The organism is Pseudomonas sp. S150 (genome assembly GCF_004526365.1).
Lineage (GTDB): Bacteria > Pseudomonadota > Gammaproteobacteria > Pseudomonadales > Pseudomonadaceae > Aquipseudomonas > Aquipseudomonas putida_A.
On sequence record NZ_CP038207.1, the window covers coordinates 5,396,092 to 5,420,115 of the forward strand.

Below are 24,024 nucleotides of genomic sequence, written 5' to 3' on the forward strand. Positions count from 1 at the left end.
AGGACGTCTCTAGGTGAGCCGAACAGCTCACCTCCCCCCGGCCGAATAACCTCTTCATAGCAGTTTCCGTTCACGTTCACCCGAACTGGAAGCCAAGCAAAAAGGATATAAAGCCATGAACAGTGCAACATCAAATCCTCCAGAATCTGACGCGACTTCCAGCTGTCTCCCCCCTGATTCAGAGAGGTTTCAGGAAGCCGCAGAACGCGCCCTCGACCACTACCTCAAACCAAAATCGCCCTCACGCAATTCCGTGGATCGCGGCATGCAGATGTTCGTTGTCGCCCCCGACCTCAACCCCGAAGCCATCGCCATCCAGACCTACGAAACCTTCTCGTCGGTGAGCATTCTGCTGCTGGATCTGGCGGACAGCCTGGAAGACAAACCACGGCATCTGGCGATGGCGATCTATCAGTTGAGCGAGATGGGTTTGTTGCTGGCGGAGAAGACACTGGACAGTGAGCGGGCGATTGCCTTGAAGGCTTGAAGATCAAAAGATCGCCGCCTGCGGCAGCTCCTGCAGGAAAATTGCATTTCCACTGTAGGAGCTGCCGCAGGCGGCGATCTTTGGTTTTGGCTGTATCAGGCAGACGCCGGCAGGGGCTGAAAACTGAAGTACTGCTTCAACGCCTGCACCAGTTGCGCATATTCCGGCGGCGGGCGTTGCAGGCTGAAGCCGGCGTCGTAGTGCATCGGGGTCGCGTCTTCATGGCACCACAGGCAGCACGCCGTCAGGTCGATGACCTGCTGGCAGCCATCGCCGAGCGGAATTTTGAGACGCAGACTGAAATCGACACCGGTCATCATCGGTAACTGGCTGATGAGCATCAGCCCGTCTTCGGACACATTGCCCAGAAAACCGATGGGTTTGTCGGTGACGCTGTTGAACACCCTGAGGAAGTACGGCAACTGGTGCCGTTCGATTCGTCGGTCGGTAAACATGCGAGGTACGCCACGCAAGGCCCCATCACAGAGCCGCACCTTTGCTTCGGAACACGTCTGTGTCACAGACACGCTCTCCCCGCTTCCGGTGGCATGGTCGCCAATACGCCATCGCCTCAACATCGACCAGTCGCAGGTGTTGCCCCATGTTTAGAGGCCAGACTCTAAACCGGATCACTGGACTATAGCTCAACCTGTACAGTCAGCCAGCGTTTGTATGACATCCGGCATCAGAAGCGTTGCGCACTCGACACCGCCGCCGCACTGCGAGTCGGGTAATGTCCCAGGCTCTGCAGGGTTTCCAGGCGGGCGCGGGCGCGGAAGGCGTATTCGCTGTTGGGGTACGAGGCGATGATGAACTGGTAGGTCTGCGCAGCGTCGATGTACATTTTTTGCCGTTCCAGGCACTGGCCGCGCATCATCGACACTTCCGGCCACACATACGGACGGGCCCGGCTGGCGCGTTCGACCTTGGACAGTTCGAGCATCACCTGCTCGCAATTGCCCCGGTCGTAGGCGCTGTAGGCGTTGTTCAAATGATGGTTCATCGACCAACGGGTGCAGCCCGTGACGGCGAGGACGCTGAGGGCAAGGGCGGCAATGGGCAACAATCGCATGGGGAGGTTCTCCTGTCTTGAGCTCTGTATCGACCCCTGGTCGTAAATCTTCAGGCGCGTTTGTCCCAAAGTTGCCACGTTCAATAAAGAAAACAATAAGTAGTGCAAACGAACAATGACTACACCCCAAGAGCATAGTAGCCTCTGCTAGCGCTTGAACTCAGGAGTCTTTGCATGTCTGTCCGTCGTACCAAAATCGTCGCTACCCTTGGCCCGGCCAGTAACTCGCCGGAAGTTCTCGAACAGCTGATTCTGGCTGGTCTGGACGTTGCCCGTCTGAACTTCTCCCACGGCACCCCCGACGAGCACAAGGCTCGCGCGAAGCTGGTGCGTGACCTGGCGGCCAAGCACGGCCGTTTCGTCGCCCTGCTGGGTGACCTGCAAGGCCCGAAAATCCGTATCGCCAAATTCGCCAACAAGCGCATCGAGCTGAAGATCGGTGACAAGTTCACCTTCTCCACCAGCCATCCGCTGACCGAAGGCAACCAGCAAGTGGTCGGCATCGACTACCCGGATCTGGTGAAAGACTGCGGCGTGGGCGACGAGCTGCTGCTCGACGACGGCCGCGTAGTGATGCGCGTCGAAACCGCCACTGCTACCGAGCTGCACTGCGTGGTGACCATCGGCGGCCCGCTGTCCGACCACAAAGGCATCAACCGTCGCGGTGGCGGCCTGACCGCACCAGCCCTGACCGAAAAAGACAAGGCCGACATCAAGCTCGCCGCCGAAATGGAAGTCGACTACCTCGCGGTGTCCTTCCCGCGTGACGCGGCTGACATGAACTACGCCCGTCAACTGCGCGACGAAGCCGGCGGCACTGCCTGGCTGGTGGCGAAAATCGAACGCGCCGAAGCCGTGGCCGACGACGAAACCCTCGACGGCCTGATCAAGGCGTCTGACGCAGTGATGGTTGCCCGTGGCGACCTCGGTGTGGAAATCGGCGACGCCGAGCTGGTGGGCATTCAGAAGAAGATCATTCTGCACGCACGCCGCCACAACAAAGCGGTGATCGTTGCGACCCAGATGATGGAGTCGATGATCCAGAACCCGATGCCGACCCGCGCCGAAGTGTCCGACGTGGCCAACGCCGTGCTCGACTACACCGACGCCGTGATGCTCTCGGCCGAATCCGCTGCCGGCCTGTACCCGCTGGAAGCCGTTCAGGCGATGGCGCGCATCTGCGTCGGCGCTGAAAAGCATCCGACCAGCAAGACTTCCAGCCACCGTATCGGCAAGGAATTCGAGCGCTGCGACGAAAGCATCGCCCTGGCAACCATGTACACCGCCAACCACTTCCCGGGCGTGAAAGCGATCATCGCCCTGACCGAAAGCGGTTACACCCCGCTGATCATGTCGCGCATCCGCTCCTCGGTGCCGATCTACGCGTTCACCCCGCACCGCGAAGCCCAGGCTCGCGCAGCGATGTTCCGTGGCGTGTACACCGTGCCGTTCGACCCGGCCTCGCTGGCCCCGAACGAAGTCAGCCAGAAAGCGATCGACGAGCTGGTCAAGCGCGGCGTTGTGGAAAAAGGCGATTGGGTCATCCTGACCAAGGGCGACAGCTACCACACCACCGGTGGCACCAACGGCATGAAGATCCTGCACGTTGGCGACCCGCAGGTCTGAGTGATTCGCTGAAAACCAAAAGCCCCGGCATGCGAATGCCGGGGCTTTTTTATTACCGTTAACACCTGTCGGGCGAATCTACAACTGTCAGACCTGACAGTTGTGCCACTGACGCTGGAAGCTTTTAATCGAAACTCGTCCGATCATTAATCTTCAGAGTTTTTACGCTTTTCTATCGTGCAATGAACTGACGACCTGTTTTTCCGCAATTGCACGAGGTCGAAAAAATGATTAGTCAAAAAACTTACGGCGGGATGCTCGATACCGATTTCGGCGACAAAGGAATTGTGACGATAGTCAACGGAAATCCGGACTACGGAACTGTCCATATCCAAAAACTGATGGTAACTGATTCCTGGATTTATTTCGGCGGGCGTTCCGCCAGAGGCGATTCCGTCTACATCACCATGGGCCGCCTGGATCTAAAGGGCAATCCTGATCCGAAGTATGGCGAGAACGGTTTAGTCCAATACCTTCTTCCCGGGCTTGGTGCTCTTTCCTCATTTGCTTTGCAAACTGATGGCAGGGTTATTGTTCACGCCGATCATGCTTCGAGCACTTCCAACTTTTCCTATTTTTACCGACTGGAAGAAGATGGATCACTGGATAAAACGTTTGGGGAAGATGGCCTGTTTTGTCTGGAATTATTGAAGGACCGCGACTCGCCTTCCACGGAACAAAGTCAACTTCTGGAAAACTCTGCCGCTGGTCAGACGGATATGGTGATCTTGAGTGATGGCAAGATCCTCACGTTTCATCGCAACGGATGGATCATACGCCTGACGCCCGAGGGAAAACCGGACAAAACATTCTCCGCTAAAGGTTATATCTATATCAAAAACCCCCATAACCCAACGAGTCTATTGCGGAGCTTGCTGGTTGACGACAAGCAAGAGAAATATGTGGTTGGAGGCTTGACGCTCGCCGCATCAAGTCACCATGCCATGCTTGCCTGCTTTCATAAGAATGGCGAGCCCGATGAATCGTTTGGCCGGATGAAAAATGGCTTCGTTGTGTTCGATGTGCGTGCATCGGAATTCAATCAACTTGTGCGACAGAACAACGGACGGATTCTCGGGGTTGGTACAGCGGGCGCATTTCCAGATATTCAAGCGTTGTTGATCAGCTCCGAGCCCAATGGTGAACCGAACATTCAATTCAATCAGGGTCAACCATTGCTGACGTCCCTGGGCAAGGAAACACAATGGGAGGCCAGCGCCTTTCAAGAGAACGGCCGATCGGTCGTTGTGGGGTCGGCAGGTACTTTCAAACCCATGACTCACGAGCTTGTCGTAGCCCGCTTTAACAGCAACGGGACACCAGATACCAGCTTTGGCAATGGACAGGGTTATGTCAAACAGACGCTGCCATCCTTTGGAAAAGGAAGGTATATGGCGAGAGTTGCCCTGCAACCCGATGATGAAAAAATTCTCGTGAGCGCCATCCCGCTCGTCCCGAAAGACGAGGAACCTGGAAATCCGGTGATCTTGCGGTATTTACCCAACTGAAGTGCATTCCTCGCTGATAGCAGTTTAGGCAAACGTCCTATTGCACGGGAGTTAATGTCTTGCCTCATCAAAGCCCCGGCATGTGAGTGCCGGGGCTTTGTGCATTCTGAGCTAAAAGATGCAGCGTCTATTCTGCCCTCATCGCTGGCAAGCCAGCTCCCACAAGGCTCGCGGCGATCACAGATTTTGCATCCACCACAAAAACTGTGGGAGCTGGCTTGCCAGCGATGAGGGTAGCCCGGCCAGCGAAAATCTCAGTGCCGCTTGATAAACCCGGTCAACGCCGCCAATGCCTCCGGCGAGCGCAAGCGCTGGGTGAACAGTGCGCCCTCCTCCTCGATCACCTTACGGATCAATTCGCGATCCGGCGCTCGCATCAATTGCTTGCTGATGCGCACCGCTTCCGACGGCAACTCATCGAAACGCAACGCCATCTCCCGCGCCTTGCTCAGTGCTGCTTCGCCGCTGCCCAGCGCCTCGGTGGCAATGCCCCACTGCGCCGCCTGCTCACCGCTGAATCCTTCGCCGAGCAGCAACAGCTCCGCTGCTTTCGCGTGTCCGAGCAAACGCGGCAGGATCAGGCTGGAACCGAACTCCGGGCACAGTCCGAGGTTGACGAATGGCATGCGCAACCGCGCATCGCGGCTGACGTAGACCAGATCGCAATGCAGCAACAACGTGGTACCGATGCCCACCGCCGCGCCGGCCACGGCGGCGATCACCGGTTTGCGGCATTCGAGCAGGTTGAGCATGAAGTGGAACACCGGGCTGTCGAGGTCGCTCGGCGGTTGCTGGATGAAGTCGGCGATGTCGTTGCCGGCGGTGAAGCACTCGGCACCGCCGGTGATCAGCACGGCGTTGATTTCAGGATCGTTGTCGGCCTGCTTCAGGGCCTCGGCAAGGCGACTGTACATCGCACGGGTCAGGGCGTTTTTCTTGTCCGGACGGTTGAGGCGCAGGGTGAGCAAACCGCGTTCGCGTTCCAGCAGGATGGCTTCGGTCATGGCGTGTCTCAACATGGCTGGTTTAAGAGGTTCTCTGTGGCGAGGGGATTCATCCCCGATTGAGTGCGCAGCACTCACAAAATCCTGGGGCCGCTACGCAGCCCATCGGGGATAAATCCCCTCACCACAGGAGTTCACCTTCACACGAGATTCAGCGCTTAACTGCGGGACAAAAACACATCGGCCAGCAGTTGATTGCGCGGCAGTCCGGCCAGGTACAGACGCTTGGCAAACGCATCGACGCTGGCAGTCGAGCCGCAGACTAAGGCCAGGGTTTGCCGGGAAACAAGGCGCAGTTGCGCCAAAGCGGCGGCTGACTCGGCCGCCGTCCACAGCTCGACGCTGAGGTTTTCGCGTTGTGCGGCAAGCGCCGCCAGGGGTTTGGCCAGATAGTGCTCGCGCGCGTCATGGGCCAGGTGAATGACGCGGATGGCGCCCTGATGATCCTGGCGCAAGGCTTCGCGCAGCACGCCGAACAATGGGCCCAGCCCGGTGCCGGCCGCCAGCAGCCACAGCGGGCGCGAGTGCCAGTCCGGGTCGTAATGCAGCGCGCCGCCACGCAGTTCGCCGAGGCGGATCGGGTCGCCGATCTGCAGGCGCCGCGCCGCATCGCTGAATTCGCCGGGCTGGCGACAGTCGAGGTGAAATTCGAGAAAACGGTCTTCCTGCGGCAGGCTCGCCAGCGAATACGGCCGGGCGATATGGTTGATCCACAGCACCAGATGCTGCCCGGCGCTGTAGCGCAGCGGTCGCTGCGGGGTCAGGCGCAAACGCAGGACGTTATCGCTGAGCCAGTCCAGCGCCTCGACCACCGCCGGGCGCCCGTCGATGACGGGGTCGAAGGTGTGTACCTGCAAATCTTCCGTGACCTGACACTGACAAGCCAGCCGCCAGCCTTGCTGGCGCTGTTCGGCGCTCAAGGCATCCGGGCGACTGTCGGCGGGCAAGCCGCTCACGCACTGCACCAGACAGGCATGGCAACTGCCGGCGCGGCAGCTGTAAGGCACCGCGACGCCGTGCTGATTCAGCGCGTCGAGCAAATTGCTGCCCGCCGCCACCGACCATTGCCGATCACCGACGCGAAGTTCAGGCATCCACATTCTCCCATGCCGCTGCACAACGATTGCGCCCGTCGCGCTTGGCCCGGTACAGCGCCTGATCGGCACGCTGCAAGGCATCGTCAAGATCATCGCCCAGTTCCAACAAGGTCATGCCTGCCGACAGACTCAGGCTGCGCACATTCAGGCCCACCAGTTCGACGTCGGTGAAGGCGATGCGCAGACGTTCACAACAGGCCGTCAGGCGTTCGGCATCGCAGTCGGGCAGCAACACTACGAATTCCTCGCCACCGTAACGCGCCAGCACGTCGCCGTCACGCAGGCAGGCACCCGCCACGCCGGCGAACGCCTGCAACACCTGATCGCCGGCGGCATGGCCGTGCAGGTCGTTGATGCGCTTGAAGTGGTCGAGGTCGATCAGCGCCAGACCATGCACCACGCCTGGTTCCATCTCCGCCAGCTCCCGTGAGGCCAGACGCAGAAAATGCCGGCGATTGAACAGTCCTGTCAGTTCATCGGTGGCCACCAGATCTTCGAGTTGGCGCATCATCCCGCGCAGGGTGTCCTGATGCGCCTGCAAGGCAAACCGGCGCTGGCGCATGCGCTGCCGTGAAACCTGGACGAAGCGTGCGTAAATCACCAGCCACGCCAGCACCATCGCCAGAATGCACACCTGCAACGCCGCCAGCGCCGGATCCGGCAGACGGAAGTGGTAGCCGTCCCAGAGGGTGATCGCACAGAAACTGAAGAACACCAGCAGCGCGCAACGAATGAACGCGCGCCGGGTTAAATGAAAGAGGCCGAACAGCAGGATCAGTACGTAGAACACCAGAAACGCGCCGCGTGCTTCATCCAGATGGGCGATCAGCCAGGTCTGCCAGCCGAGCCCGAGCAGCACTTGCGCTTCGGTCAGGCTGGGGTCGGCAAAGCGCTGGTTGCGCCCGGACCAGAACAGCGTAAACAACGTGGCCTGGCAGATCACCACCAGCGCGCTGCCGATGGCCACGCTGTTCAATGATTGCGGGTAATGCCCGGTGAAAAACGCCAGCCACAGCAGCAGCAAAGCCAATCCATAGGTGGCTGCGGCGAGGGCAAAGCGCTTGAGCAAAAGACGTTGAATGGCGTTATGGGTCAATCGTTGACTCACCGTGCGATAGGAGGCTGACCGAGTGTCCTACTCTACAGACCGGATGCCACTTTAGAGGGGCGGTCGATAAATGACCACCGATTTTCGGGCTCGAAAATTGACGTCAAAAGTGTGGCCTCAAAAGCCCCTCACCCTAGCCCTCTCCCCGAGGGAGAGGGAACTGACCGCATTGTTTATTTGAGATACGCCGACCTGATACATCATGCCGAACTCAGGTTTTGAATTCGCCACAAATCGGCTCCCTTCCCCCCTCGCCCCCTTGGGGGAGAGGGCTGGGGTGAGGGGGTGAGTATTGAAGTGCAAACCCGATGTTCGATATTCGCCCAACCATGCGACCAACGAATGACTGCCGACGCGTGTATGCCCGGAAGAGGCGCGGTATACTGCCGCGCCTTTTTAGCGTCGCGCCAGCAGCCCCGGCGTGCCTTGAAAGGTGTCTGCGACCGACCGATGCACCCAAGCCGCAGGCACCTTATTGAATGTTCCCGTCTTTTAGAGGAGCGCGACTCATGACCGTGATCAAGCAAGACGACCTGATTCAGAGCGTTGCCGACGCCCTGCAGTTCATTTCCTATTACCACCCCGTGGATTTCATCCAGGCGATGCACGAAGCCTACCTGCGCGAAGAATCGCCAGCGGCCCGTGACTCGATCGCGCAGATCCTGATCAACTCACGCATGTGCGCCACCGGCCACCGGCCGATCTGCCAGGACACCGGCATCGTCACCGTGTTCGTGCGTGTGGGCATGGACGTACGTTGGGATGGCGCGACCATGAGCCTGGACGACATGATCAACGAAGGCGTGCGCCGCGCCTACAACCTGCCGGAAAACGTCCTGCGTGCCTCGATCCTCGCCGACCCGGCGGGCGCTCGCAAAAACACCAAGGACAACACCCCGGCAGTCATCCACTACTCCATCGTCCCGGGCAACACCGTGGAAGTGGACGTGGCGGCCAAGGGCGGCGGTTCCGAGAACAAGTCGAAAATGGCCATGCTCAATCCGTCCGACTCGATCGTTGACTGGGTGCTCAAGACCGTTCCGACCATGGGCGCCGGCTGGTGCCCACCGGGCATGCTGGGCATCGGTATCGGCGGTACCGCCGAGAAAGCCGCAGTGATGGCCAAGGAAGTGTTGATGGAATCCATCGACATTCACGAACTGAAAGCCCGTGGCCCGCAGAACCGTATCGAAGAGATCCGTCTGGAGCTGTTCGAGAAGGTCAACCAGCTGGGCATCGGCGCCCAGGGTCTCGGTGGCCTGACCACCGTGCTCGACGTGAAGATCATGGACTACCCGACCCACGCCGCTTCGCTGCCGGTGTGCATGATCCCGAACTGCGCCGCCACCCGTCACGCGCACTTCGTGCTCGACGGTTCTGGCCCGGCCTCGCTGGAAGCGCCATCGCTGGACGCCTACCCGGAAATCGTCTGGGAAGCCGGCCCGTCGGCCCGTCGCGTCAACCTCGACACCCTGACCCCGGAAGAAGTGCAGAGCTGGAAGCCGGGCGAAACCGTCCTGCTCAACGGCAAGATGCTCACCGGTCGCGACGCGGCGCACAAGCGCATGGTCGAGATGCTGAACAAGGGTGAAACCCTGCCGGTGGATCTGAAAGGTCGCTTTATCTACTACGTCGGCCCGGTTGATCCGGTCGGTGACGAAGTGGTTGGCCCGGCTGGCCCGACCACCGCGACGCGGATGGACAAGTTCACCCGTCAGATCCTTGAGCAGACCGGCCTGCTGGGCATGATCGGCAAATCCGAGCGTGGCCCGACCGCGATCGAAGCGATCAAGGACAACAAGGCCGTGTACCTGATGGCCGTGGGCGGCGCCGCTTATCTGGTGGCCCAGGCCATCAAGAAGTCCAAGGTGCTGGCCTTCGCCGAGCTGGGCATGGAAGCGATCTACGAGTTCGAGGTCAAGGACATGCCGGTCACCGTCGCGGTGGACAGCAACGGTGAGTCGGTACACATCACCGGCCCGGCGATCTGGCAACAGAAGATCGCCGAAAGCCTGGCGGTAGAAGTGCAGTAAGCGTTTCGCAGCTGTAAAAAGGCCGGCCCGTCATACGACAGGCCGGCCTTTTTTATGCCTGGGAGAACGACACATACCTTGGGCTTGAGCGCACCTGTCAGATCTGACAGGTGTGCGCTGCCATGATTGTTGTTAGCGTCAATCCATCTGCGTCTTCGCCTGTGCAATGTATGTGACTCATGGCTGATCAAGACCTCAGTATCACCCCGCCCTCCATCGCCAAGAGTTCGACGATTGCCACTTTCAGCAAGCGTTTGGTTTGTTCGAGTGACAGCGTCGAAAGCCTGACACAGGCCACGCAAGCCATCATTGGCGAGCTGGCTTATACCCGCACCATGCTGCTTTCACACTCACACCGGTTCACGGCGGTCTGATCAGGTAACGCGTCAGACGAGAAGGACGGGCAGGCCCATGCTATCGTGCCCGCCCGTCCCTCTATCCATTAGCCCAGCATGCTGCCGACTTCCCGTACCCTGCGTTTGTCGTTGTACACCCTGCTGATCATTGCCGGTGCGGCCATCGCCGCGACCCTTGCCATCCGCCACGCCGAACGCCAGGCGATGGAGGAAGACGCCACCCGCGCCAGCCAGCAATTGGCGCTGTATGCCAACTCGTTGCACACCCTGATCGACCGCTATCGCGCCCTGCCCGCCGTGCTGGCGCTGGACCCGCAATTGCGCAGCGCGCTGGCCGGGCCGGTGGGCGCGGAACAACAGAATGTGCTGAATCTGAAGCTGGAGCAGATCAACGGCGCGGCGCAGTCCTCGACCCTCGAACTGCTCGATCACAGCGGCCTCGCGGTGGCCGCCAGCAACTGGCGCCTGCCGAGCAGTTACGTCGGCCACAACTACGGTTTTCGTCCGTACTTCAGCCAGACCCGCACTCAGGGCAGCGGACGCTTTTATGCGGTGGGTGTGACCAGCGGCATTCCCGGTTATTTTCTGTCCAGCGCGGTGCTCGGCGACAATGCCGAGTTCCTCGGCGCGATGGTGGTCAAGCTGGAGTTCCCCGAGCTTGAGCGCGAATGGAGCCAGGGCAGCGACACGCTGCTGGTCAGCGATGCACGCGGAATCATCTTCATCGCCAACCAGCCCGGCTGGCGCTATCGCTCGTTGCGGCCACTGGACAGCCGCGACATGGACGAGATCAAGCGCACGCGCCAGTACGACAAACAATCGCTGATCCCGCTGACGCATTTGTCGCTGCGTCACTTCGACGACAACAGCGACCTGCGCCGGGTCGAAGGCCCGGACGGAACGGCGGACTACTTGTGGGAATCGCTGCCGCTGGCCACCGAAGGCTGGACCCTGCACCTGCTGCGCCGCCCGCAAGTAGCCTTCGAAGACTTGCGCAACGCCGGGCTGGCCGCTGCGGGTGTGTGGCTGGCGTTGGTGTTTTTGCTGCTGTTCCTCAATCAGCGCTGGCGCCTGTCGAAAGTCCGTCAGCGCAACCGCGAAGAACTCGAACAACTGGTCGAAGAACGCACCCGCGATCTGCGCACCGCGCAGGACGGTCTGGTGCAATCGGCCAAGCTCGCGGCGCTGGGGCAGATGTCCGCCGCACTGGCCCACGAGATCAATCAACCGCTGACCGCGCAACGCATGCAGTTGGCGACGCTGCGCCTGCTGCTCGAACATGGCCGAGTCGATGATGCGTACAAGGCGCTCAAACCGGTGGACGACATGCTCACGCGCATGGCGTCGCTCACCGGCCACCTGAAAACCTTCGCCCGCAAAAGCCCCAGCGGCCTGCGCGAACGGTTGGATCTGGCGACCGTGGTCGATCAGTCGCTGCAACTGCTCGATGCGCGCCTGCGCGACGAACAGGTCAGTCTGGTGCTGCACCTGACGCGTCCGGCCTGGGTGCGTGGTGATGCAATACGCCTCGAACAGGTGCTGATCAATCTGCTGCGCAATGCCCTCGATGCAATGCAGGGCAAACCGTGCAAGCGCCTGGAAATTCGCCTGGAAGTGGACGAACAACTGTGGCGCCTGAGCGTGATCGACAATGGCGGCGGGATTGCCGAACAGCACCTGAACCAGGTGTTTGACCCGTTCTTCACCACCAAACCGGTGGGTGACGGACTCGGCCTCGGGCTGGCGGTATCCTTTGCCATCGTGCATGAATCCGGCGGGCGTCTGAGCGTTGAAAATGGCGAGGCCGGCGCGGTGTTCAGCCTGACCCTGCCGATCGATCTGGAGGCACACATCTGATGCTCAACTCGGTGATGGTGGTCGATGACGAAAGCAGCATTCGCAGCGCTGTGGAGCAATGGCTGAGCCTGTCGGGGTTCGAGGTGCAGCTGTTCAGCCGCGCCGAGGATTGCCTCGCCGCACTGCCCAGCCACTTCCCCGGGGTGATCCTCAGCGATGTGCGCATGCCCGGGCTCAGTGGTCTGCAGTTGCTGGCCGAAGTGCAGCGCCGTGACAGCGATTTGCCGGTGATACTGCTGACCGGTCACGGCGATGTGCCGATGGCGGTCGAAGCCATGCGTGACGGCGCCTACGACTTTCTGGAAAAACCGTTCAGCCCGGAAACCCTGCTCGGCAGCCTGCGCCGGGCACTCGACAAGCGGCGACTGGTATTGGAAAACCGCGCCCTGCACGAGCAGGCCGACCACCGCGCCAGACTCGATGCGACGCTGCTCGGCGTGTCCCGTGGCATGCAGACCTTGCGCCGGCAAGTGCTGGATCTGGCGGCGCTGCCGGTCAACGTGTTGATCCGTGGCGAAACCGGCAGCGGCAAGGAACTGATCGCCCGCTGCCTGCATGATTTCGGCCCGCGCGCCGCCAAGCCCTTCGTGGCGCTGAACTGCGCGGCGATCCCCGAGCAGTTGTTCGAAGCCGAGTTGTTCGGTCATGAAAGTGGCGCGTTCACCGGCGCGTCCGGCAAGCGCATCGGCAAACTGGAATACGCCGACGGCGGCACGCTGTTTCTCGATGAAATCGAAAGCATGCCGCTGGCTCAGCAAGTGAAACTGCTGCGGGTGTTGCAGGAGCAGAAGCTGGAACGCCTGGGCTCGAACCAGAGCATTCGCGTCGATCTGCGGATCGTCGCCGCGACCAAGCCTGATCTGCTGGACGAGGCCCGGGCCGGACGTTTTCGCGAAGACCTGGCGTATCGCCTGAACGTCGCCGAGCTGCGCCTTCCGCCGCTGCGCGATCGCCGCGAAGACATTCCGCTGCTGTTCGAATCGTTCGCCTTCAGCGCCGCCCAGCGTCTGGGCCGCACTTTCCCGCCGTTGAGCGGGGCGCAATTGAGTCACCTGCTCAGCCACGACTGGCCGGGCAACGTGCGGGAACTGGCGAACGTCGCCGAGCGCCAGGTGCTGGGGCTGGATGAGCCGGTGCAGGGCATCGATCCGGGCCAGTCTCTCGCCGCGCAGCAGGAAGCCTTTGAAGCGCAATGCCTGCGCGCGGCGCTGACCCGGCACAAGGGCGATGTGAAAGCGGTGCTGGAAGAGTTGCAACTGCCGCGCCGGACCTTCAATGAAAAGCTGCAGCGGCATGGGTTGAGTCGGGAGATGTTTGTTCCGGGCAGCTGAGTTTTGCAGTGTTTGATCGGGCCTCTTCGCGAGCAAGCCCGCTCCCACAGGGTTTTGTGCTGAACACAGAATGTGTGAACACCACCGACCACTGTGGGAGCGGGCTTGCCCGCGAAGAGGCCCGCAAAGGCAACATTTATCCATCCGCCTGAATGAGCAATTTTCCGCTCACCACAATCCAGCCATAAGCGGATTTCCGCTCATTCAATCTTTCCGCCCCCTCTAAACCGGCCCTCCCCCCGTTGGCACAGCTCCTGCTATAGCCCAGACAGGCTGCGTTCCAACGCGCTCCACAAAAACAATTAAACGAAGGATCCTTCAATGGATAACTCCAACGCCCTGCCCCTTGGGTCGGCTGCCGCGCCCGCCAAAGAAAGAACCACCGCCAGCCGGATCAAATCGATCTTCAGCGGCTCGGTCGGCAACATGGTCGAGTGGTACGACTGGTACGTCTACGCCGCTTTCTCGCTGTACTTCGCCAAGACCTTCTTCCCCGCCGGTTCCACCACCGCGCAACTGATGAACACCGCCGCGATCTTCGCCGTGGGCTTCCTGATGCGTCCGATCGGTGGCTGGCTGATGGGCCTGTACGCCGACAAGGTCGGTCGCAAGAAAGCCCTGATGGCCTCGGTCTACCTGATGTGCTTCGGCTCCTTGCTGATCGCTCTCAGCCCCAACTACGAAACTATCGGCATCGGCGCGCCGATCCTGCTGGTCTTCGCGCGCTTGCTGCAAGGCCTGTCAGTCGGCGGCGAGTACGGCACCTCGGCCACCTACCTGTCAGAGATGGCGACCAGGGAACGTCGCGGCTTCTTCTCCAGCTTCCAGTACGTGACCCTGATCTCCGGTCAGCTCATCGCGCTGGGCGTGCTGATCGTGCTGCAGAACATGCTGACCACTGAACAGCTGTACGCGTGGGGCTGGCGTATTCCGTTCGCCATCGGCGCACTGTGCGCGATCGTCGCGCTGTACCTGCGTCGCGGCATGGAAGAGACCGAGTCGTTCACCAAGAAAGAGAAGTCCAAGGAAAGCGCGATGCGCACCTTGATGCGCCACCCGAAAGAACTGCTGACCGTGGTCGGCCTGACAATGGGCGGTACGCTGGCGTTCTACACCTACACCACCTACATGCAGAAATACCTGGTGAATACCGTCGGCATGAGCATCTCCGACTCGACCACCATTTCTGCCGCCACGCTGTTCCTGTTCATGTGCCTGCAACCGATCATCGGTGGCCTGTCGGACAAGATCGGTCGGCGCCCGATCCTGATCGCCTTCGGCGTACTCGGGACGATCTTCACCGTGCCGATCCTGATGACCCTGCACACCATCCAGACCTGGTGGGGCGCGTTCTTCCTGATCATGGCGGCACTGATCATCGTCAGCGGCTACACCTCGATCAACGCCGTGGTGAAAGCCGAACTGTTCCCGACCGAAATCCGCGCGCTGGGCGTCGGCCTGCCGTACGCACTGACCGTGTCGATCTTCGGCGGCACCGCCGAATACATCGCGCTGTGGTTCAAGAGCATCGGCATGGAGACCGGTTACTACTGGTACGTGACCGCGTGCATCGCGGTGTCGCTGCTGGTGTACATCACCATGAAAGACACGCAGAAACACTCGCGGATCGTGACTGACTGAGGAATGAGTCAGTTCAGCCATTGTGATGGTGGCTGTTATGGCCTCATCGCGAGCAGGCTCACTCCTACATTGATTGGTGTACGCCGCCCTTTGTAGGAGTGAGCCTGCTCGCGATTGGGGCGACTCGGTATCAGGACAATTCAGCAACTACCGTTGGCTTGCCATAACGCTTCTGCGCATACGACGCGCCGACAATCATCACCAGCAGAATCCCCGCCAGCACCGCCGACGAGCCGATGGTGCCGAAGTCCAGGCCGCCCTTTTCATGGGACTTGGTCATCAGGTCGCCCAGGGTCGCACCGAACGGCCGGGTCAGCACGAACGCCACCCAGAACAACAGCACCGACGAAATCTTCGTGAAGTATTTGAGCGCCACGACCACGGCAATGGTCGAGCCGATCAGCAGCGCGCCACCGGCAAAACCCAGGCCCGAATCATCGGCCAGGTAGTCACCGAGCGCCGTGCCCAGGGTGTTGGAAAACAGAATCGCCATCCAGTAGAACATCTCGCCACGGAAGGTCTGCACCTTGCTGACGTTCAACGAGTCGCCGCTCAGGCGCCAGGCCGTGAAGATCGCCAACAGAATCGCAATCAGGATCATCGATCCGGTGGCGTAGCCCAGTTCAAGGGTGCGATCCATGAAGTCGGACATGGTGGTGCCGGCGGTGCTGGTCGACAGAATCACGATCCAGTACAGCAGCGGCTTGTAGGTCTTGGCCATCAGTTGGCTGATCAGCGTCAGTACGAACACGCTGATCAGGATCAGCGAGCTGAGGGCGTACCCGACGTTGAGGGTCATCGACAGCAAGTCCCCCGCGGTTTCCCCCAGGGTCGTCGCGCAGATTTTCATGACCCAGAACGCCAGGGTGATTTGAGGCAGTTTGTTCATCGCAGGCAAAGCTCCAGTGTGGGACGGCCGGTTCTTGGTTTTCTGGCCGTGGGCAGACTGGCGTCGCACCGGTGAAAAACCGGTCGGCAACAGATGAAAAATCCGTCATATCGCGAAAAACGGCGATTAATCCCCCATTAATGCTGCCCCGGCATCCTGCCACTACCTGATCGATGACCCGCGCGGCGTTCGCTCCCGACAGTGGAAGCCCATTCAATGCGTCGCCCTTAATATCAAGTTAATCGATTGTTTTTAGCATTTATTTGCGCTTTTTTATCAATTTAGTTGGCGTAGCATTAAACCCATGCAAGACACACCCGCCAACGAATCTGGAGTCACTCACATGAAAACCAAACTGATCCTCGCTTTCGCCTTGTCCGTAATGGCCGCCAACACCTTTGCTGCCGACGGTTTTGATCGCACTGGCTCGGCCGTCGCTGCCGATGGTTACGACCGCACTGGCTCGGCCGTCGCTGCCGATGGTTACGACCGCACTGGCTCGGCTGTCGCTGCCGATGGTTATGACCGCACTGGCTCGGCCGTCGCTGCCGATGGTTACGACCGCACTGGCTCGGCAACTGTCGCCGAGGATGGCTACGACCGCACCGGTTCGGCGACCTTTGCTGAAGACGGCTACGACCGCACCGGTTCGGCTGCCTTCGCCGCTGACGGCTACGACCGCACCCAATCCGCTTCGATCAGCTGATTGCAGTCGTAAAGCGCACAGCCCGGCTTCGGCCGGGCTTAGTCATTTATGGGGCATGGCAAATATCCCCTGTGGGAGCGGGCTTGCTCGCGAAAGCGCCGGGTCAGTCAACCACTGTGGCAACTGAAAGATTGCATTCGCGAGCAACCCCGCTGCCACAAAGGGGATTGCATCAACTGGAATATCTTTGTGTGACTGGAAAATGCTGTTTCAGACTTGCACTATTGCCTTCTACAAACGCCCTCCAGGAACCCCCAGCCATGTCCGATGACATCCACTTCTACGAACCCGCCAACGGCCACGGCTTGCCCCACGATCCGTTCAACGCCATCGTCGGCCCGCGCCCCATCGGCTGGATTTCTTCGCAGGATGCCCACGGCCGGCTGAACCTTGCGCCTTACAGCTTCTTCAACGCGTTCAACTACATTCCGCCGATCATTGGTTTTTCCAGCGTCGGACGCAAAGACAGCCTGAACAACATCGAGCAGACCGGCGAGTTCGTCTGGAACCTCGCCACCCGGCCGCTGGCCGAGCAGATGAACCAGAGCTGCGCAATGGTCGCGCCTGAAGTCAACGAGTTTGAACTGGCGGGGCTGACGCCCGTGGCGTCGAAGGTGATTGCGGTACCACGGGTAGCCGAAAGCCCGGTGTCCTTCGAGTGCAAGGTCACGCAGATCATTCAGTTGCAGCGCGCCGATGGCGAAACCGTACCGAGTTGGCTGATTCTCGGCGAAGTGGTCGCCGTGCATATCGCCAAATGGCTGTTGAAGGACGGGATCTACGACACCGCCGCGGCAGAACCGATTCTGCGCGGCGGCGGGCCGGCGGACTATTTCCAGTTGGGGCCTGAAGCCCTGTTCAAGATGTGGCGCCCGGGTGCGGGCAAGTAAGCGCAGTTACCAGATCAGCTCGGCGTCATCGGTGACACCCTTGAGGCGGTCCAGCTCCTGGGTCGCCGCGTCATCGGCAGCGATGGCGCCGGGGAACACCTGATCACCCAGCAGTTTGTGGAAGCGTGGCGCACCGCCATCGACCAGGGCCTTGACCGCGATTGCCGCGTGGTAACCCTTGTTGCCGCCCAACTCGACGGGGACGACTGCGGAGACTGCTTCGAAGTGTTCAAACTCTTTACGTGCCATGGCACACATCCTGGCTCAGATGAATAAGCCGGACATTAAACCCTCAACCGGCGAGTTTGTGTATCGGTGCCGGGCATTGTCCGAGCGCCTGCGCCGCCGACACCTCTTTGAAGGTGTGGAAATCCAGGCTGTTGACCACCAGGTCCTGAACCAATTCGGCAAAGATCTGCATCGACGGGCTGTTGAAATACGCGGTCATTGCCTGTTGATGGCTCCAGAAACCGGAGACCAGCCACAGGTCCGGATCGCATTGCGAATGCTGCAGGGCGAAGTTCAGGCAACCGGGGGCGTTGCGTGACGGTTCGATCAAGGCACTGAGGCGTACACCCAGTTCGGCGGAGCGTCCGGCGCGCGCTCGAACGAAGGCCATATGACTGACGGGAATCTGCTTGGACATGTTCAACCCTCCCAGGGAGTCGCGTGGCAGCCGGGGGACGGGCTGCGACAGGATCCAAGGTTAAGGGCCGGGCGCAAGGTGCCGTTAGTCGATTCCTGCCGCTGCGTTGCACAATCCTGCGAGACTGCACACAAAGCTCGTAACAACCTGCAAAACAGCGTCACACCACTGTCATACGGCGTTTCAAGCAAGTTTTCCGCCCTGCATCCTGCTATGACTGGGCACGCCGGCAATGCAATGCAGAATCAGGCAAGCATTTGACAGGATGTGTCTACCGCTGGCGCTTGCACAAACATATGCTCTGCCCCATTCCAGATTCCTTGCCGAGGATGCCGTGCATGACGTCATTCGATCGTTTCCAGTCTCCGCCCGATGCCGACATGGAAAAACAGCGCGCAGAACTCGCGGCGATCATCCGTCGCAACACCACCGACGATGGCAGTTATGCGACCGCCATCGGCTCGCTGTTCATGTCGCGCCACACCCAATCCCACGAATTCGCCCCGGTACTCGCGCAACCGGCGCTGTGCATCATGGCTCAGGGCCGCAAAGAGGTGCGCCTGGCGGATGAGTTCTTCAATTACGACCCGCTGAATTACCTGGTGGTCTCGGTCTCCATGCCGCTCAGCGGGCGGGTAGTGAATGTCTCGCCGGAGGATCCGATTCTCGCCGTGCGCCTGGACATCGACCCGGCGGAAATCACCGCACTGATCGCCGACGCGGGGCCGATGGGCGTGCCGACCCGGCCGACCGGGCGCGGCCTGTATGTGGAAAAGATCGACAGCGCGATGCTCGACGCGGTGTTGCGTCTGGCGCGACTGCTGGATGCGCCGAAAGACATCGCCATGCTCGCGCCACTGATTCGCCGGGAGATTCTCTATCGCCTGCTGCGCAGTCCGCAGGGCCATCGCTTGTATGAAATCGCGATTGCCAACAGCCAGAGCCACCGCATCAGCCAGGCGATCAAATGGCTCAACGGCAACTTCGAACAGCCGCTGCGCATTGATGATCTGGCGAAAGAAGTGAACCTCAGCGTCTCGACCCTGCATCACCGTTTCAAGGCGATGACGGCGATGAGTCCGCTGCAGTATCAGAAGCAATTGCGCCTGCAGGAAGCGCGGCGCCTGATGCTGGCCGAAGGGCTGGAAGCGTCGGCGGCGGGCTATCGCGTGGGCTATGAAAGCCCGTCGCAGTTCAGCCGCGAGTACAGCCGCTTGTTTGGTGCGCCGCCGTTAAGGGATCTGGCACGGTTGCGGCAGTCGGTCTGATCCGGCATCTGCGGTGAGGCTTATGGCCCTATCGCGAGCAGGCTCACTCCTACAGTTGGAATGCGTTCCCCTGTAGGAGTGAGCCTGCTCGCGATGGCATCGGCAAGATCACCATCAAATCCGGATCAAGCCCCCAACACTCGACACGCCTCGCTCGGCAACGTCACCGACACCGGATGCCCGATCCCCAAACCGATCCCCTGACACGGCGTACTCAACGCGGTGAACGTCACCCCGGAACACTCCACCGTGGTCTCGATGGTCGCGCCGATATCGCGCACGAACGTCACCTTGCCGAGCAAGCGATTGCCCGCCGTGGCTTGTGGCGCGGACAGTTGCAGGTCTTCCGGTCGAATCAGCATCTTCACCTTCTGCCCCGCTTCAATGCTGCTGCAGATCGGCACTTGCAGCGCATCACCGCCCGGCAAACTGACCTTGCCGTCACCCAGCGCCGTGGCCGGAAAAATGTTGCCCGAACCGATGAAGTCGGCGACGAACTCGTTGGCCGGGTGCCGATAGATTTCGATCGGTGTGCCTACCTGCTGCACCTTGTGCTCGCCCAGCACCACGACGATGTCGGCCATGGTCATGGCTTCGCGCTGGTCGTGGGTGACCATGATCGTGGTGATGTTCAAGCGCTGTTGCAGTTGACGTATTTCCACCTGCATCGACTCGCGCAGCTTGGCGTCCAGCGCCGACAACGGTTCGTCGAGCAGGAGGATTTTCGGCCGCGAGGCGATGGCCCGGGCAATCGCCACCCGCTGCCGTTGCCCGCCGGAGAGTTTCGCCACCGGTCGGTCGATCATCGCCTGCAACTGAATCAACTCCAGCAATTCCACCACCCGCGCCTGCTGCTCGGCCTTGCTCACGCCGCGCAGTTTCAGCGGGTAGGCGATGTTCTCGCCGACGGTCATGTGCGGGAACAGCGCCAGCGACTGGAACACCATGCCGAAGTTGCGCAGGTGCGCCGGGGTGTGGCCGATGTTCTCGCCATCCAGGCGAATCTCGCCGCCGGTCAGGGTTTCCAGCCCGGCGATCATCCGCAGCAAGGTGGTTTTGCCGCAGCCCGACGGGCCGAGAAAACACACCAGTTTGCCTTCCGGCAAATGCAGATTGACGTCCTGTACCGCGCAAGCCGAGCCGTAGAATTTCTCGACGTTTTCCAGAATCAGACCAGTCATGTTGCACCTCAAATCAAAAGGAAACGCCGCCCTCGCCCACCAGCTTCTCCAGCGCCCAGATCAGGACGAAGTCGATCAGTACGATCAGCACGGCAAACGAGAACACGGTAGGGTCGAGCGATGACACGGTGCGGCTGTACATCCAGATCGGCACGGTCATGACGTCGATGGTGTAGAGGAAATAGGTGACGGTGAATTCGTTGAACGAGACGATGAACGCCAGCAGCATTCCCGCCAGAATCCCCGACTTCATCAACGGCACCACCACGTCGACAATCGCCCGCAGCGGTGAAGCGCCGAGCATCCGCGCCGCCTCTTCGACTTCGCTGCCGATGGAGAGCATCGCGGCGGTGCAGTTTTTCACCACGAACGGCAGCGCCAGAATCACGTGAGCAATCACTAGCCGCGAAGTGGTCAGGTGGAACGGCAGGCTGTCGAACACCAGCAGCAACGCCAGTCCCAACACCACCATCGGAAACACCAGCGGCAGCGACATCAGTTGCAGCGCCACGGCTTTGCCACGGAACTCGCAACGGGTCAGCGCATAGGCGGCAGGCACCGCGATCAGCGTGGCGAAAACCATGGTCAGGCACGACACCAGCAGGCTGGTAGCCATGGCCTGACCGAGACTCAGCACGTCGCTGGCGTCTGGCGAGACGAAGGTGTGCCAGGCCGCCTTGTACCATTGCAGGCTGTAGCTGCTCGGCGGGAAGTCGAGGTTCGACGCACCGCTGAACGACATGACGATCATGGTCAGGATCGGCAACACCGCCAGCAGCAGAATGAACCCGGAGAGGATTCCGGCGAACTTGCCGGTGTCGCCAGGCAGCAGCGCCATGCGCTTGTTGATCAGGGTACTCATTGCGAAGCCTCCAGCAGACGCCGACGACGGCCGGTGATGTATTCGGACAAAGTCATGATCGCCAGCGTGGCGACGATCAGCACCACCCCGGCAGCGGATGCCGCGGGCCAGTTCATCAGCGGCGCGATCTGGTCATGCACCATCACCGCGAGCATCGGCACACGGCGGCCACCGAGCAGCAACGGCACGACAAAACTGCTGGCGTTGTAGGCGAACACCAGCGTCGCCCCGGTGATGATCCCCGGCAGACTCATCGGCAACACCACCTGACGGAACACCTGAAAACGACTGGCGCCCAGTGTCGCCGCCGCCTCTTCGTAGGTACGCGCAACACCGCGCATGGCGCTGGCAATCGGCAGCACGGCCAATGGGAACGCGGTCTGCACCAGCCCCATCAGCACGCCGTTCTGGTTGTACAGCAGCATGATCGGGCGCTTGATCAGGCCCAGGCCTATCAGCGTCTGGTTGAGCATCCCGCCCGGGCCGAGAATCACCAGCCAGCCGTAGCTTTGCAGCAGCAGGTTGACCAGCAGCGGCAGCAACACTGCGGCAAGGAAGATCCGCCGCACGAACGGCGAGGTCAGCCGTGACATGGTGTACGCCACCGGGATCGCCAGCAGCACCGCGATCACTGCGCTGATCAGCGCCAGACGCAGGGTCAGCAGCAGCGATTTCAGATAGTAGGGTTCGAGCAATTGCGCGTAGCTGGCGAGGCTGAACCCGCTCCATTCCGCGCCTTTAGTGCCGACGCTCATGCGCAGCACCAGCAGGCTGGCCGCGATCAGCACACCGAGAAACAGCATCGACGGCGTGAGGAAAAACCACGCCCGGGCGGTCGGTGAAATACCGCGCGCCGGGCGCACGTCAGCGGCGCCAACCGGTTGGGTCAGGGATTGATGTTCCATAGCAATGATCTCGTCAATGGAAAGCTAATCTCGCAAACACCTCAATCTCCTGTGAGAGTCATTTTTTGTGGTGAGGGGATTTATCCCCGACCGGCTGCGAAGCAGTCGCAAAACCATCGTGCGCGGTACATTTGATGCACCGTATTTGCTGATCTTGGGGCAGCTACGCTGCCCATCGGGGATAAATCCCCTCACCACAGGACTCGCTCCCACAGGGGGCCCGTGGTGTTCGGGAGGCCGGCGTCAGGAAGAAAAAATTTCCGTATAGCGACGAATCCATTGGTCATGCACGGTCGCCAGGAAGGCGTTGTCGTGCATGATCGCCTTCTCGGCAATCTGCTCCGGCGTGAGGATGTACGGGCTCTTGCGCGCTTCGGCGGAGATGATCGCCTTGGCGTTGACCGGGCCGTTGAAGATGTCTTCGGCCATCTTGCCCTGCACCAGCGGGTCGAGAGAGTGGTCGATGAAGGCGTAGGCCAGGTCGGTGTCGCCCGGACGGTTCTTCGGCATCACCGAGAGCATCAGGTCGGTGTAGAAACCTTCCTTCATGCCGAACGTGGCACCGAGGCCGTAGTTCGGATCGCGGATCTGCTTGGGGAAGAATGCCGGAGCGTACAAGCCGCCCATGTCCAGGGAACCGGTGCGGAACAGCTCGGCGATCTGGTTCGGGTTCTCGCCGAGGGTGACCACGCGCTCCTTCAGCTCGGCGAGTTTCTTGAAGCCCGGCTCGATGTTGTGTTCGTCACCACCAGCCAGTTTTGCGGCGATGATGATCAGGTCCATCGCCTCGGTCCAGTTCGGCGGCGGCAGGAAAATGTTCGGCGCCAGATCGGCATCCCACAGCGCGGCATAACTGTCCGGTGCCTGTTTGAGGGTGCGGGTGCTGTAGACCAGACTGTTGCACCACAGCAGGTAACCGATGCCGTGCCCGTTGGCGCCGGTGCGGTATTTTTCCGGTACGTCGATCAGGTTTGGAATCCGGTTGAGGTCGGGTTTTTCCAGCAGCCCGGCGGCGGCCAGACCTTCGGCGCCAACCCCGGCCAGGGTGATGATGTCGTACTGCGGACGGTCACCGCCGGCCTTGAGTTTGGCGACCATTTCCGAGGTGCTGCCGGTGCGGTCGGCGATGACCTTGGCGCCGGTCTTGGCCTCGAAGGTGGCGGCAATGTTGCGCAGTGCGGCGAGGCCGGTGTCATCCGACCAGGTCAGCAAACGCAAGGTCTTGACGGCGAACCGCGTGTCGCTGGCGCTGGCGCTGGCCCGGATGAAGGGCATGCTCAGGGCCGCCGCCGCTACCGAGGCGACGCCCACGGTTTTAATGAATTGACGCCTGTTCAGATCGTGCTCGCCCATGACGGACTCCCTTTGTTCTTTTAAGTATGAGGTTGGTCGCAACCGTTGCATCCGCGCGGCCGGATCCGCTGCAGGCCTTGTATTAAAAGGCCTGCAGCGCTGCCGACGGGTTCATCCTGAGGTCGTGCAATACACCTGACTATCGATAAAAACTCATCGAAGCCATGACACCGACGCATGCCTCGTTGCGAGGCATGCACTCAC

Annotated in this window: 23 protein-coding genes; 11 read left to right on the plus strand and 12 right to left on the minus strand. The window is 60.7% G+C overall.

All coding sequences use genetic code 11. The features are described 5' to 3' along the window. The first annotated feature begins 115 nt into the window (after positions 1-115). The gene (locus E3Z29_RS25020; protein ID WP_007965896.1) at positions 116-487 is read left to right on the plus strand and encodes a DUF6124 family protein; all 372 of its coding nucleotides are present in this window, start codon (positions 116-118) and stop codon (positions 485-487) included. A 95-nt stretch (positions 488-582) separates the two neighbouring features. On the opposite strand, the gene E3Z29_RS25025 is transcribed toward E3Z29_RS25020, so the two are convergent. After that, positions 583-942, minus strand: coding sequence for a PilZ domain-containing protein (locus tag E3Z29_RS25025; protein WP_027612508.1), 360 nt, complete (start codon positions 940-942; stop codon positions 583-585). Between the two features lie 230 nt (positions 943-1,172). Then, positions 1,173-1,559, minus strand: a complete 387-nt coding sequence (locus tag E3Z29_RS25030; RefSeq protein WP_134787199.1) for a tol-pal system YbgF family protein — start codon at positions 1,557-1,559, stop codon at positions 1,173-1,175. 174 nt (positions 1,560-1,733) lie between these two features. On the opposite strand from E3Z29_RS25030, the gene pyk reads away from it, so the two are divergent. Next, positions 1,734-3,185, plus strand: a complete 1,452-nt coding sequence (gene pyk, locus E3Z29_RS25035; RefSeq protein WP_003227610.1) for a pyruvate kinase — start codon at positions 1,734-1,736, stop codon at positions 3,183-3,185. A gap of 227 nt (positions 3,186-3,412) precedes the next feature. Next, a complete protein-coding gene (locus tag E3Z29_RS25040; protein WP_134787200.1) occupies positions 3,413-4,693 on the plus strand; it encodes a hypothetical protein in 1,281 nt (426 codons plus the stop codon). Positions 4,694-4,947: 254 nt separating this feature from the next. Here the strand turns inward: E3Z29_RS25040 and E3Z29_RS25045 are convergent, their stop codons facing one another. The 3 genes from E3Z29_RS25045 to E3Z29_RS25055 form a co-directional block, all read right to left on the minus strand. Further along, complete coding sequence (locus tag E3Z29_RS25045; protein ID WP_134787201.1) at positions 4,948-5,697, minus strand: enoyl-CoA hydratase-related protein; 750 nt, start codon at positions 5,695-5,697, stop codon at positions 4,948-4,950. A 158-nt stretch (positions 5,698-5,855) separates the two neighbouring features. Continuing rightward, a complete protein-coding gene (locus E3Z29_RS25050; RefSeq protein ID WP_134787202.1) occupies positions 5,856-6,791 on the minus strand; it encodes an iron-sulfur-binding ferredoxin reductase in 936 nt (311 codons plus the stop codon). After that, the gene (locus E3Z29_RS25055) at positions 6,784-7,890 is read right to left on the minus strand and encodes a GGDEF domain-containing protein (RefSeq protein ID WP_027612505.1); all 1,107 of its coding nucleotides are present in this window, start codon (positions 7,888-7,890) and stop codon (positions 6,784-6,786) included. Before E3Z29_RS25055 ends, E3Z29_RS25050 begins: the two co-directional genes overlap by 8 nt. A gap of 521 nt (positions 7,891-8,411) precedes the next feature. Between E3Z29_RS25055 and E3Z29_RS25060 the strand changes: the two genes are divergently transcribed. The 5 genes from E3Z29_RS25060 (at position 8,412) to E3Z29_RS25080 (ending at position 15,120) form a co-directional block, all read left to right on the plus strand. Beyond that, positions 8,412-9,935, plus strand: coding sequence for a fumarate hydratase (locus E3Z29_RS25060; RefSeq protein ID WP_027612504.1), 1,524 nt, complete (start codon positions 8,412-8,414; stop codon positions 9,933-9,935). A 179-nt stretch (positions 9,936-10,114) separates the two neighbouring features. After that, entirely contained in the window at positions 10,115-10,309 is a 195-nt protein-coding gene (locus E3Z29_RS25065) for a hypothetical protein (RefSeq protein ID WP_027612503.1), read from the plus strand. Positions 10,310-10,387: 78 nt separating this feature from the next. Then, on the plus strand, positions 10,388-12,148 hold the full coding sequence (locus E3Z29_RS25070) for an ATP-binding protein (protein WP_027612502.1): 1,761 nt from the start codon (positions 10,388-10,390) through the stop codon (positions 12,146-12,148). Next, positions 12,148-13,479, plus strand: coding sequence for a sigma-54 dependent transcriptional regulator (locus E3Z29_RS25075; protein WP_096795108.1), 1,332 nt, complete (start codon positions 12,148-12,150; stop codon positions 13,477-13,479). Before E3Z29_RS25070 ends, E3Z29_RS25075 begins: the two co-directional genes overlap by 1 nt. A gap of 321 nt (positions 13,480-13,800) precedes the next feature. After that, positions 13,801-15,120, plus strand: a complete 1,320-nt coding sequence (locus E3Z29_RS25080; RefSeq protein ID WP_007965880.1) for an MFS transporter — start codon at positions 13,801-13,803, stop codon at positions 15,118-15,120. Between the two features lie 130 nt (positions 15,121-15,250). Here the strand turns inward: E3Z29_RS25080 and E3Z29_RS25085 are convergent, their stop codons facing one another. Then, on the minus strand, positions 15,251-16,009 hold the full coding sequence (locus E3Z29_RS25085; protein WP_098965314.1) for a hypothetical protein: 759 nt from the start codon (positions 16,007-16,009) through the stop codon (positions 15,251-15,253). A gap of 343 nt (positions 16,010-16,352) precedes the next feature. Between E3Z29_RS25085 and E3Z29_RS25090 the strand changes: the two genes are divergently transcribed. Both E3Z29_RS25090 and E3Z29_RS25095 read left to right on the plus strand, forming a co-directional pair. Continuing rightward, a complete protein-coding gene (locus E3Z29_RS25090) occupies positions 16,353-16,715 on the plus strand; it encodes a heme utilization protein (RefSeq protein WP_134787203.1) in 363 nt (120 codons plus the stop codon). 260 nt (positions 16,716-16,975) lie between these two features. Next, positions 16,976-17,605: a flavin reductase family protein gene (locus E3Z29_RS25095; RefSeq protein ID WP_095136994.1), complete on the plus strand. Its 630-nt coding sequence runs from the start codon at positions 16,976-16,978 to the stop codon at positions 17,603-17,605. 6 nt (positions 17,606-17,611) lie between these two features. Here E3Z29_RS25095 and E3Z29_RS25100 read toward each other — a convergent pair whose 3' ends face one another. Then, complete coding sequence (locus E3Z29_RS25100; protein ID WP_103486312.1) at positions 17,612-17,854, minus strand: hypothetical protein; 243 nt, start codon at positions 17,852-17,854, stop codon at positions 17,612-17,614. Positions 17,855-17,897: 43 nt separating this feature from the next. Continuing rightward, positions 17,898-18,251 carry an antibiotic biosynthesis monooxygenase family protein gene (locus tag E3Z29_RS25105; RefSeq protein ID WP_095136993.1) on the minus strand — a complete coding sequence of 118 codons (354 nt, stop codon included), beginning with the start codon at positions 18,249-18,251 and terminating at the stop codon, positions 17,898-17,900. A 338-nt stretch (positions 18,252-18,589) separates the two neighbouring features. Here E3Z29_RS25105 and E3Z29_RS25110 point away from each other — a divergent pair, with 338 nt between their 5' ends. Next, the gene (locus E3Z29_RS25110; protein ID WP_134787204.1) at positions 18,590-19,519 is read left to right on the plus strand and encodes an AraC family transcriptional regulator; all 930 of its coding nucleotides are present in this window, start codon (positions 18,590-18,592) and stop codon (positions 19,517-19,519) included. Between the two features lie 125 nt (positions 19,520-19,644). Here E3Z29_RS25110 and E3Z29_RS25115 read toward each other — a convergent pair whose 3' ends face one another. From E3Z29_RS25115 to E3Z29_RS25130, 4 genes are all read right to left on the minus strand, one after another. Continuing rightward, positions 19,645-20,700, minus strand: coding sequence for an ABC transporter ATP-binding protein (locus E3Z29_RS25115; protein ID WP_097085997.1), 1,056 nt, complete (start codon positions 20,698-20,700; stop codon positions 19,645-19,647). A 13-nt stretch (positions 20,701-20,713) separates the two neighbouring features. After that, on the minus strand, positions 20,714-21,562 hold the full coding sequence (locus E3Z29_RS25120) for an ABC transporter permease (protein WP_095668437.1): 849 nt from the start codon (positions 21,560-21,562) through the stop codon (positions 20,714-20,716). Next, positions 21,559-22,467, minus strand: a complete 909-nt coding sequence (locus tag E3Z29_RS25125) for an ABC transporter permease (protein WP_134787205.1) — start codon at positions 22,465-22,467, stop codon at positions 21,559-21,561. The genes E3Z29_RS25120 and E3Z29_RS25125 overlap by 4 nt, the downstream gene beginning before the upstream one ends. Before the next feature lie 243 nt (positions 22,468-22,710). After that, positions 22,711-23,820 (minus strand): ABC transporter substrate-binding protein, encoded by a 1,110-nt coding sequence (locus E3Z29_RS25130; RefSeq protein ID WP_134787206.1) that lies wholly within the window; start codon positions 23,818-23,820, stop codon positions 22,711-22,713. Between the last annotated feature and the right edge of the window lie 204 nt (positions 23,821-24,024).